General features: G+C 71.4%; 11 protein-coding genes. All 11 read right to left on the reverse strand.

The genetic code is table 11. From position 1 onward, the window contains the following. The coding region (locus WMI84_RS14185; protein WP_347354271.1) for a Gfo/Idh/MocA family oxidoreductase at nucleotides 1-160 on the reverse strand (160 nt) is incomplete at its 3' end. Beyond that, complete coding sequence (locus tag WMI84_RS14190) at nucleotides 160-1,074, reverse strand: ATP-binding cassette domain-containing protein (RefSeq protein WP_347354254.1); 915 nt, start codon at nucleotides 1,072-1,074, stop codon at nucleotides 160-162. The genes WMI84_RS14190 and WMI84_RS14185, both read right to left, overlap by 1 nt. Continuing rightward, on the reverse strand, nucleotides 1,071-2,108 hold the full coding sequence (locus WMI84_RS14195) for an ABC transporter permease (RefSeq protein WP_347354256.1): 1,038 nt from the start codon (nucleotides 2,106-2,108) through the stop codon (nucleotides 1,071-1,073). The genes WMI84_RS14190 and WMI84_RS14195 overlap by 4 nt, the downstream gene beginning before the upstream one ends. A 6-nt stretch (nucleotides 2,109-2,114) precedes the next feature. Next, on the reverse strand, nucleotides 2,115-3,116 hold the full coding sequence (locus WMI84_RS14200; RefSeq protein WP_347354258.1) for a sugar ABC transporter substrate-binding protein: 1,002 nt from the start codon (nucleotides 3,114-3,116) through the stop codon (nucleotides 2,115-2,117). A 67-nt stretch (nucleotides 3,117-3,183) separates the two neighbouring features. Then, nucleotides 3,184-4,086, reverse strand: coding sequence for a TIM barrel protein (locus tag WMI84_RS14205; protein WP_347354260.1), 903 nt, complete (start codon nucleotides 4,084-4,086; stop codon nucleotides 3,184-3,186). Next, the gene (iolD, locus tag WMI84_RS14210) at nucleotides 4,083-6,044 is read right to left on the reverse strand and encodes a 3D-(3,5/4)-trihydroxycyclohexane-1,2-dione acylhydrolase (decyclizing) (RefSeq protein ID WP_347354262.1); all 1,962 of its coding nucleotides are present in this window, start codon (nucleotides 6,042-6,044) and stop codon (nucleotides 4,083-4,085) included. The genes WMI84_RS14205 and iolD overlap by 4 nt, the downstream gene beginning before the upstream one ends. After that, nucleotides 6,041-6,934 (reverse strand): 5-deoxy-glucuronate isomerase, encoded by an 894-nt coding sequence (gene iolB, locus WMI84_RS14215; RefSeq protein WP_347354273.1) that lies wholly within the window; start codon nucleotides 6,932-6,934, stop codon nucleotides 6,041-6,043. Before iolB ends, iolD begins: the two co-directional genes overlap by 4 nt. 41 nt (nucleotides 6,935-6,975) lie before the next feature. Continuing rightward, nucleotides 6,976-7,869, reverse strand: a complete 894-nt coding sequence (locus tag WMI84_RS14220) for a deoxyribose-phosphate aldolase (protein WP_347354264.1) — start codon at nucleotides 7,867-7,869, stop codon at nucleotides 6,976-6,978. Beyond that, nucleotides 7,866-8,849: a 5-dehydro-2-deoxygluconokinase gene (gene iolC / locus WMI84_RS14225; RefSeq protein ID WP_347354266.1), complete on the reverse strand. Its 984-nt coding sequence runs from the start codon at nucleotides 8,847-8,849 to the stop codon at nucleotides 7,866-7,868. Before iolC ends, WMI84_RS14220 begins: the two co-directional genes overlap by 4 nt. Next, nucleotides 8,846-9,736 (reverse strand): TIM barrel protein, encoded by an 891-nt coding sequence (locus tag WMI84_RS14230; protein ID WP_347354268.1) that lies wholly within the window; start codon nucleotides 9,734-9,736, stop codon nucleotides 8,846-8,848. Before WMI84_RS14230 ends, iolC begins: the two co-directional genes overlap by 4 nt. Before the next feature lie 2 nt (nucleotides 9,737-9,738). Continuing rightward, on the reverse strand, nucleotides 9,739-10,428 hold a 690-nt coding region (locus WMI84_RS14235; protein WP_347354270.1), incomplete at its 5' end, for a Gfo/Idh/MocA family oxidoreductase.

The following is a 10,428-nucleotide window of genomic DNA, read 5'->3' on the forward strand; positions in this document are numbered from 1 at the left end:
CCCCGTCGAACCCGGCGGCGAGGGCCTGCGCCCTCGGCCGGTCCGGGTCCGAGACGGCGACCAGCCGTACCCCGGAGGTGCGCGTGGCCACCCGTGCCGCGTGGTCGCTGCCCATCATGCCGACCCCGACGATGCCGATCCGCAGGGTGCCTGATGCCATCACGTCGTACTGTCCTTTCCTTCTCCGTCGCCCTCGCCGTCGCCGTCCTCGAGCTCGGGTGCGGCCACGCCGCCGTGGCGGACCTCGTGCGGCGCCACCACCTTGCCCGGGTCGACGCGCCCCAGCTCGTGGCTGAGCTCGGCGAGCTCCTGACCGCCGGCCATCTCCGCGGTGAGCTGGTCGAGGGTCAGCTCGTCGCGGTGTGCGTCGAGCACCACCCGGCCGAGCTTGAGGATGATGAAGTGGTTGCCCACCATGAAGGCGTGGTGCGGGTTGTGGGTGATGAAGATGACCCCCAGCCCGGCGTCGCGGGCCTTGACGATGTACTTCAGCACGACGCCGGACTGCTTGACGCCGAGCGCCGCGGTCGGCTCGTCGAGGATGACGACCTTGGCGCCGAAGTAGACCGCCCGGGCGATCGCGATGACCTGCCGCTGGCCCCCGGACAGGCGCCCGACCGGGCGGTCGAGGTCGGGGATCTCGATCCCCATCTTGCGCAGCTCCTCGCCGCAGACGCGCTTCATCTTCGGGATGTCGAGCAGCCGCAGCGGACCCTTGCGGATCTCGTTGCCGAGGAAGAAGTTGCGCCAGACCGCCATGAGCGGAGCGAGGGCGAGGTCCTGGTAGACCGTCGCGATCCCGGCCGCCTGGGCCAGCCGCGGTGAGCCGAACCGTCGCTCGATCCCGTTGAGCTTCATGACGCCCTCGGTGTAGTCGTGCAGCCCGGCCATGATCTTGATCAGGGTGGACTTGCCGGCACCGTTGTCGCCGAGCACGCAGGTGACCTCGCCCTGTCGGACCCGGAGGTTGACGCCACGCAGGGCCTGGACGTTGCCGTAGCTCTTGCCGACGTCGTCGAACTCGAGCAGTGGGTGGTCGACGGTGTGGCTGTGCTGTTCGGTGAGCGCGGTCATCCTGCGTCCGCCTTCCGCTTGACGTAGAGGTTGACGAGTGTGGCCAGGATCAGCATGGCGCCGAGGAAGGTCTTGAACCAGTCGACGTCCCAGCCGGCGTAGGAGATCCCGAGCTGGGTCATGCCGAAGATCAGCGCCCCGACCGTCGCGCCGACGACCGAGCCGAACCCGCCGGTCAGCAGGCACCCGCCGATGACCGCGGCGATGATGTAGATGAACTCGTTGCCGACGCCCTGCCCGGACTGCACGTTGTTGAAGTTGAACAGCAGGTGCATGCCGAGCAGCCAGGCGCAGAAGCCGACCCCCATGAACAGCGCGATCTTGGTCGCGACGACCGGGACACCGACGGCCCGGGCCGCTGCCGCGTCACCGCCGGCGGCGAAGATCCAGTTACCGTAGCGGGTGCGCAGCAGCAGCACGCTGCCGATGATGGTCAGGATGACCCAGTAGATCACCGTGATGTTGATCCGGACCGAGCCAATGTCGAAGGTCGAGGCGAAGACTGCCTGGGCGCTGTTGAACCCGTCCATGTCGTTCAGCGAGTTGGACGAGACGCCGCCGGTGACGATCCGGGTCACCGCGAGGTTGACGCCCTGCAGGATGAAGAAGGTGCCCAGGGTGACCAGGAAGCTCGGCATGCCGGTCTTGTAGAGCAGCCAGCCGTTGAACGCCCCGATCAGCAGCGAGACGAGCAGCGCGACGAAGACCCCGGTCCATACGTTGAGCCCGAAGTACCAGGACACGTGGGCGGCCGCCAGGCCTGAGGTGGTGACGGCGACGCCGGCGGACAGGTCGAACTCCCCGCCGATCATCAGCAGCGCCACGGCGACGGCCATGATCCCGATCGTGGAAGAGCCGTAGAGGATCGTGCCGATGTTGGTGACGTTGCGGAACGCCGGGGCGGCCGCGAGGAACAGCACCGCGATGGCGACCGCTCCGATCAGGGCCCCGACCTCGGGCCGGCCCAGGGTCTGGGCCAGCCACGATCGGGTGACGACCCGGTCGTCAGTAGTGGTGCTCGTGGCGGTGGACATGCCGGTTCACCGGGTCCCGTTCTCGGCGAACTTGGCGACCTGCGCGATGTTGGCGCTGTCGATGAAGGCCGGCCCGGTGGCGACGTTCTTGCCACCGCCGATGACGTTGCCGTTCGTCTTGTAGAGCCACAGCGAGTCGACGGCGAGGTAGCCCTGCAGGTATGGCTGCTGGTCGACGGCCCACTGGACGTTGCCGTCCTTGATCGCTCCGACGAGCTCCTTGTTCGTGTCGAAGGTGCCGATCTTCGCCTTGCTGCTCGCGTTGCCGACCGACTTGACGGCGTCGAGCGCGAAGGGGGCGCCGAGGGTGACCACCCAGTCGATCGACGGGTCCTGGGTGAGCTTGGCCTGGATCGAGGTGGTCACGGCCGAGTCGTCGCGGCCGTTGACGTAGAGCCGCTGGATCTTCACGTCGCCGGAGGCACCCTTGATGATGCCGTCGCAGCGGTCCTCGAGCTGCTGCTGGCCCTGCTCCTGGATGACGCACAGGGCGTTCTTCGCGCCGTCCTTCGCGAGCCGCTGGCCGACTGCGATGCCGGCGTCGGTCTCGGACTGGCCGAAGTAGCCGATCGCCCCGAGGCCGAGCGCGTCCGTGCCGCCGGCGTTGAACATCGAGACCGGGATGCCCGCGGCCACCGCGGCCTTGATCTTGCCGCCCAGCGCGCCGGTGTTGGGGTCGGTGACGGCGATGCCGTCGACCTTCTTGTCGATGGCCGCCTGGATGAGGGTGGCCTGCTTGGTCGCGTCCGGGTCGTTCGAGTACTGCAGGTCGACGCCGTCGTTGGCCGCGGCCGCCTCGGCACCCTTGCGGATGATGTCCCAGAAGGTGTCACCGGGCGCCTGGTGGGTGATCATCGCCACGGTCATGGTCTTGGCCTTCGCGCCACCGCCGGCAGCAGCGCCGCCGGACTCGGTGCGCCCGCCACCTGACGAGCAGGCGCTGAGGGCAAGTACTCCGGCGGCGCCGAGGGCGACCAGAGCGGTCCAGCTGCGGGTCGTACGGATCATCGTGGTCCTGCCTTTCGGGTGTCCGTCTCGTCGGTGAGACGGGGCTATTGAGGGGTTGGTGCGGAGGTCAGACGAGCTGACCGCCCCCGCAGGTGGTCAGGTACTGGTAGGTGCGCTGGGCGATCGGGAAGGGCTGGTCGGGCGGGCACGGGTACATGTCCTGCTCGACGATCGCGAACAGCTCGGCGTCCAGGCCCGAGAGGGCCTCGAGGATCGGCGGCATGTCGGGGATGCCGAGCGGGGGCTCGCACATCGCCCCCCGCCGCACGGCCTCGCCGAAGCCGACACCGTCGGCATGGGCCTGCTCGACGACCGCCGGGTCGACCTGCTTGAGGTGCACGTAGCCGATGCGGTCGGGGTAGTCGCGGATGAGCGCGAGGTTGTCGCCGCCGCAGTAGGAGATGTGCCCGGTGTCGAGGCACAGCGATACCAGCGCAGGGTCCGTCTCGTGGAGGAACCGCTCGACGTTGGCGTGGGTGTCCACGTGGGTGTCCGCGTGGGGGTGGAACTGGATCTGCAGTCCGTACTCGTCGCGGATCTGTCGCGCGAGCCGGTTCATCCGGGCGGCATAGGGCGCCCACCCGTCGTCCGGCAGCTGGGGGTCCTCGAGGACCTCACCGGTGGTGGGGTCGCGCCAGAACTCCGGGATGACGACCAGATGCCTCGCCCCGACGGCGGCGGTGAGCCGGGCCGCGGCGGAGACGTCCTGCCAGGTCGAGTCCCACGAGTCGGGGCGGTGCAGGTGCTCGAAGATCGTCCCGGCGGTGATGGTCAGGCCGCGTCTGACGACCTCCTCCTGCAGCCGGGCCGGGTCGGTGGGCAGGTAGCCGTAGGGGCCGAGCTCGATCCGGGTGTAGCCGGCCCCGGCCACCTCGTCGAGGAAGCGCTCCCACGGAGTCTGCTGCGGGTCTTCGGGGAACCAGACGCCCCACGAGTCGGGGGCGCTGCCGAGCATGACGGGTCGGGTCATCGGTGACCTGCTCCTTCGGAGGGGGTGATCAGGGGTCGCTGGGTGGCCTTGTGGTCGAGATAGGTCGCGTATGCCGCTCGGGTCGACGCGAGGTCGCTCACCTGAGAGACGGGCACGTCCCACCACGACTCGCTGTCGGGAGCATAGATCGTGGGGTCCGTCTCGACGTGGATGACGACCGGCCCGCCGTGTGCCGGCGCGGCCTTGGCCTGCTTGACCGCCGCCTCGAGGCCCGAGCGGTCGTGCACCTCGATGACGTGCGCCCCGAGACTGCGGGCGTTCGCGGCCAGGTCCACCGGCAGGGACCCTCCGTCGAGCCGGCCGGAGGCCTCGTCGCGGTAGCGGTAGCGGGTGCCGAACCGCTGCGAGCCGAGGGACTCGGACAACGAGCCGATCGAGTGGAAGCCCTGGTTCTGGACCAGGACGACCACGACCTTGACCCGCTCCTGCACGGCGGTGACCAGCTCGGTCGGCATCATCAGGTAGCCGCCGTCGCCGACCATCGCGAACACGTCGCGGCTCTCGTCCGCCAGCCGGATGCCGATCGAGGCGGGCACCTCGTAGCCCATGCACGAGTAGCCGTACTCGACGTGGTAGGCCTTGCGCTCGCGCACCCGCCACAGCTTGTGCAGGTCGCCCGGCATCGACCCGGCGGCGCACAGGACGACGTCACGCGGGTCGGTCAGCTCGTTGACCGCGCCGAGCACCTCGCCCTGCGTGAGCAGGCCCTCGGCGAGCCGACCGGTCACCTCCGCGGGCGGGTCGTAGGCGGCGGTCACCGCGGCGTCCCACGCCGCCCACAGGCGGGCCTGCTCGGCCTGGTACTCGTCGGACACGCGCCAGCCGGACAGCGCCACGGTGAGTGCGGCCAGCGCCTCGTGGGCGTCGGCCACGACGGACAGACCGGCCTGCTTGCCCGCGTCGAAGCTCGCGACGTTGATGTTGACGAACCGGACACCCTTGCCCTGGAAGGCGGTTCGTGAAGCGGTGGTGAAGTCGGCCCACCGGGTCCCGACGCCGATGACCACGTCGGCCTCGCGGGCCAGCGCGTTGGCCGCCGTGGTGCCGGTCGACCCGATCGCGCCCATCAGCTGCGGGTGGCCGTGCAGCAGCGAGCCCTTGCCGGCCTGGGTCTCCCCGACCGGTATCCCGGTCGCCGCGCAGAACACCGCCAGCGCGTCCTCGGCGCCCGAGTAGTGCACCCCGCCGCCGGCCACCACGAGCGGCCGCTTCGCCGAGCGGACGAGCTCGGCAGCCGCGGCGATCCGGGACGGCTCGGCCGGGGGCCGCGCGATGTGCCAGACCCGCTCGGCGAACAGCGGGGTGGGCCAGTCGAAGGCCTCGGCCTGCACGTCCTGCGGCAGCGCAATGGTTACGGCGCCGGTCTCGACCGGGTCGGTCAGCACGCGCATCGCGCCGAGCAGGGCCGACGGTAGCTGCTCGGGACGATCCACCCGGTCGAAGAACCGCGAGAGCGGCCGGAAGGCGTCGTTGACGGTCACGTCAGCGGCATACGGCTGCTCGAGCTCCTGCAGGACCGGGCCGGACACCCGCGTCGCAAAGGTGCCGGAGGGCAGCAGCAGCACAGGGATCCGGTTGACCGTGGCCAGTGCCGCGCCGGTCAGCATGTTCGTCGAGCCCGGGCCCACCGAGGCGGTGCAGGCCCAGGTCTGGAGCCGGTCCTTCTGGCGGGCGTAGCCGACCGCCGTGTGCACCGCGGCCTGCTCGTTGCGGGCCAGGACGTACTCGAGACGGTCCGGCTCGGCCGCCTCGAGCTCGTTCTGCAGCAGCGCCTGCCCGATGCCGGCAACGTTGCCGTGGCCGAAGATGCCGAAGCAGCCGGCGAACAGCTTCTGGCGCTCGCCGTCGCGTTCGCTCCACTGGTTGGCCAGGAAGCGGACGACCGCCTGCGCCACCGTGAGACGCACGGTCCCGTCCGCCTGCCGGGTCTCGTTCATCGCTTGCCTCCGAAGGGAAGTCGTGGGTCGACGGCCTGGTCGGGCCAGGTGTCGCGCACCCAGGTGTGCGCCGGGTCGTCGCAGATGAGCCAGGCCCGCTCGGTCCCGGGACCGGCCATGATGTTGAGGTAGTAGATGTCGTAGCCGGGCGGGGCCGTAGTGGGCCCGTGCCAGCCGTGCGGGACGAGCACGACGTCGCCGGAGCGCACCTCGGCCAGCACGTCGATGGGCCGGTCCGCGGTGCCGTAGACCCGCTGGTACCCGATCCCACGGGGGGCACTGGCCCCCGTGTTCCCCCCCGAGCTCCGACCAGGCTCGCCTCGCTGGGCGGACTGGAGCTCGTAGTAGTAGATCTCCTCCAGGCTGGTCTCCTGCCCGGGCCGGTCCTCGTCGTGCTTGTGCGGCGGGTACGAGCTCCAGTTCCCCGCCGGGGTCAGCACCTCGCACGCGATGATCGCGTCGGCCGCCAGGGTCGCAGGGGTGCCGAAGTTGCGCACCTCGCGGCTGGCCAGACCGGCTCCCCGCAGCTCGACGGGTACGTCCTCGCGGGCGATCCGCACCACCGAGGGGGTATGCCGCCCACGGGCCTTCGCGCCGCACACGGCCACCCGCGCCGCTCCCTCGCCCGCGGTCACCGTCAGGCCGAGGTCGCGCGCGACGTAGGCTACGTCCGTGGGCCCGGCGAAGACGTCGGCCCGGCCCGCCAGCGACAGCCGCTGCCCGTCCGCCTCGACCGTGACGGCCCCGGACAACGGCAGCACGATGTGCTCCCACTCGCCCGCCGCGAGGGTGCGCGTGTCACCGGGAGCCAGCTGAGCGACATACAGGCTGGTGTGCTCCCAGCCCGGCACCGACGGGTCGATGCAGACCTGCCAGCCGTCGCGCTCCAGCGTGCCGAGCGGGTGGAACCAGCGGTCGTTGTCGCGCCCGCTCACGCGGCACCTCCGTGGACCAGTCCGGCGGCGACGTCGACCGCCGCGGCGACGTCGTCGTCCGGCGGGTAGAGCAGGGCCCGGCCGACGACGAGCCCACGCACGGCGGGCAGCTCGAGCGCCTTGCCCCACAGGGCGTAGGTGTCGTCGGGGTGCCCCTGCGGGTCGCCACCGAGCAGCAGGGTCGGCAGCGTCGTCGCGTCCATGACGCGCTCGAGCTCGTCGACCACGGGCAGCTTGAGCCAGGTGTGGGCGCTGCAGGCCCCGAGCCCGGCGGCGATGTGGACCGACTTGATCGTCGAGTCGGGGTCGAGCAGGTTGGCGACCCGGCCGTCGCGACGCTCGGACAGGAACGGCTCCACCATCGCCATCACCCCGGCCGCGGCGAGCTCGGTGACGGCATGGGCGCACGCCTCGAGCGTCGCCGCCGTGCCGGGGTCGGCGAGTGCGACGCGGGTGAGCATCTTGCCGCCGTCGAGGCCGCGCGCGACGATCTCGGCGGCCCGGTAGGCGGTGAAGCGGTCGTCCAGCTCGAAGACCGCGCCCTGCAGGCCGCCGCGGTTCATCGAACCGACCACGACCTTGTCGTCGAGGGCGCCCATCAGCAGCAGGTCGTCGAGGACGTCGGGGGTGCCGAGCACGCCGTCGATGCCCGGGCGGCGCAGCGCGGTCGCGAGCCGCTCGAGCAGGTCGCTGCGGCTGGCCATCGCCATCCGATCCTGACGCACCCCGAGGGCGCCGCGGGCCGGGTGGTCGGCCGCGACGATCAGCAGGCGGCCGTCCGGGCCGACCAGCTCGCGGCGGCGGCGCCTCGCCCATGCGTCGGCGATGCGTCCCGGCTGGCGGACCCTGATCTCGGTCAGGTCTGCGACGGTGACCTGGGTGGTGCTCATCGCTGCTCCCTCTCCTGCACGGTGCCGTGCTCGATGGCGGCATCGACCTCGGCGCTCGTGGGCATGGCGCTCGAGCACTCGAGCCGGGAGGCGACGATCGCGCCGGCCACGTTGGCGAACTCGAGGATGCGGCGCAGCCCCCAGCCCTCGTGCAGGCCGTGCACGAGCGCGCCCCCGAAGGCGTCGCCGGCGCCGAGGCCGTTGACGACCTCGACCGGGAAGGGCGCCACCTCGACCCGTTCGTCGGCGGTCGCCGCGAGCACGCCCTTGGGGCCCTGCTTGACGATGGCCAGCTCGAGCCCGCGCTCGAGGAGGGCGTCGGCGGCCCGCTGCGGCTCGGTCTCGCCGACGGCGACCTGGCACTCCTCGCGGTTGCCGACCGCGACCGTGACGTGCTCGAGCGCCTCGCCGACCGCGGCGCTGGCCTCCTCGGGGTGCGGCCAGAACATCGGTCGGTAGTCGAGGTCGAGAACCGTGTGGACCTTACGGGCGCGGGCCTGCCAGGCCGCGAAATGCGCTGTCCTGCTTGGCTCCTGGGACAGTCCGGTCACGGTCGCCCAGAAGATGCCGGCCTCGCGGATCGCGTCGAGCGGCAGCTCGTCGGCCTCGATCATCAGGTCCGGGGCGATGGGGTAGCGGTAGAAGTACAGTGGGAAGTCGTCGGGCGGGAAGATCTCGCAGAAGGTCACCGGGGTGGGTGGCCCGTCGACCGCCGAGACGAAGGCGTCGTCGACCCCGAAGCCCTGCAGGGCCTGGTGGATGTAGCGCCCGAACGAGTCCTTGCCGGTGCGGGTGATGATCGCGGTGCGGTGTCCGTGCCGCGCCGCCGCGACGGCGACGTTGGTGGCGCTGCCGCCGAGGAACTTCTCGAAGGTGCGGACCTCCTCGAGCCCCACGCCGTGCTGGAGCGGGTAGATGTCCACCCCGGTGCGGCCCATGGCCACCAGGTCGTATGCCGCCGAGCCGGCCACGGCGCTCACCTCCCACCCGCGACGGCGAGCAGGTGGTCGACCGAGGCACGCACGTCGGCGGCCGGGTCGACCCCGGTCTCGGCCGGGCTGCCGGTCAGGATGGTGTCCTGCTCGAGGACGTACCAGCCCTGGTACCCGGCCGCTTCGAGCGACCGAACGATGGTGGCGATGTCCACGTCGCCCTGCCCGAGCGGGACGTACATCCCCTCCGAGACGGCACCGGTGTAGGTCGTCTCGTGCTGCTGCACGGCCCGGGCCTTGTCCAGCCGGACGTCCTTGAGGTGCACGTGCGCGATCCGGTCCGGGTGCGCCGCGGCCAGCGCCACCGGGTCGCCCCCGCCGATCAGCAGGTGACCGGTGTCGAGACAGAGTCCGATCCGGCTGCCGGCCAGCACCCGTTCCGCCTCCACGCCGCTCTCCACCATCGTCCCGACATGGGGGTGCAGGGTGGCGGTGAGGCCCTTGGCCGCGGCTGCGGCGTCGACCCGGTCGAGGTTGGCCAGCAGGGTGGCCCAGCCGTCCTGGTCCAGGACCGGCCGCTCGTCGTAGCCCTCGGTGCCGGTCGCCGCCGCGATGACGACCGTGCTCGCCCGGGCGGCGATCAGCCCCGCCATGGCCGACTCGACCTCGGGCAGCGGGTCGTGGCCCGGCTCGTGCAGCACCACCGGCACGAACTGGCCGACGGCCCGCAGGTCGTACTCGGCCAGCACCCTGGCCTTGTCCTCCGGGGCGTCCGGCAGGAAGCCGTCCGGCCCGAACTCCGTTGCGGCCAGGCCCAGCTCGTGCATCTGGCGCAGCACGGTGTCGGGGGCGAGCTGGTAGCCCCAGCCCGGGACCTCGCACACCCCCCACGAGATGGGCGCCGCGGCGATGCGGGCGGCGACGGGGTCGGTCATGGTCATGCTCCCTTGATCTCGGTCAGGTCGACGGGGCGGCGCTCGGCGCGGGAGCGCTCGCACGCCTCCGCGATGCGGAAGGCCTGGAGGGCGTCGTGCACGGTGCACGGACTCGGCGTGCGTCCGGCGGCGACGTCGCAGAAGGCGGTCAGCTCGGCCCGGTAGGCGGGCAGGAAGCGCTCCATGAAGGACCACTTCTGTGGCCCCTTGGGGAAGTCGACGCCGACCTCGACGGACCGGAGGGCGAGTGAGTCGTCGAGCCCGACCGCGACCGCCCCCTTCTGCCCGTGGATCTCCATCCGGACATCGTGGCCGCCGCCGTTGTACCGGGTCGAGGACACCAGCACCAGCGTGTCGTCGTCGAGGGTGAGGATCGCGGCGGCGGTGTCGACGTCACCCGCCTCCCGGAAGAACTCGGCCCCCTTGTTCGCACCGGTCGCGTAGACGGTGGCGACCTCGCGCCCGGTAACGTAGCGGATGATGTCGAAGTCGTGGACGGTGCAGTCGCGGAAGATCCCGCCGCTCGTGCGGATGTACGACGCATGCGGCGGAGCCTGGTCGTGGGTGGCGGCGCGGATCGAGTGGATGAAGCCGAGCTCACCGGAGTCGACCACCGCCTTGGCGTTCCGGTAGCCGGTGTCGAAGCGGCGCTGGAAGCCGACGTGGACCGGGACCTCGGAGCCGGAGGCCAG

The sequence above is a fragment of the Intrasporangium sp. genome (assembly GCF_039812505.1).
Classification (GTDB): Bacteria; Actinomycetota; Actinomycetes; order Actinomycetales; family Dermatophilaceae; genus Intrasporangium_A.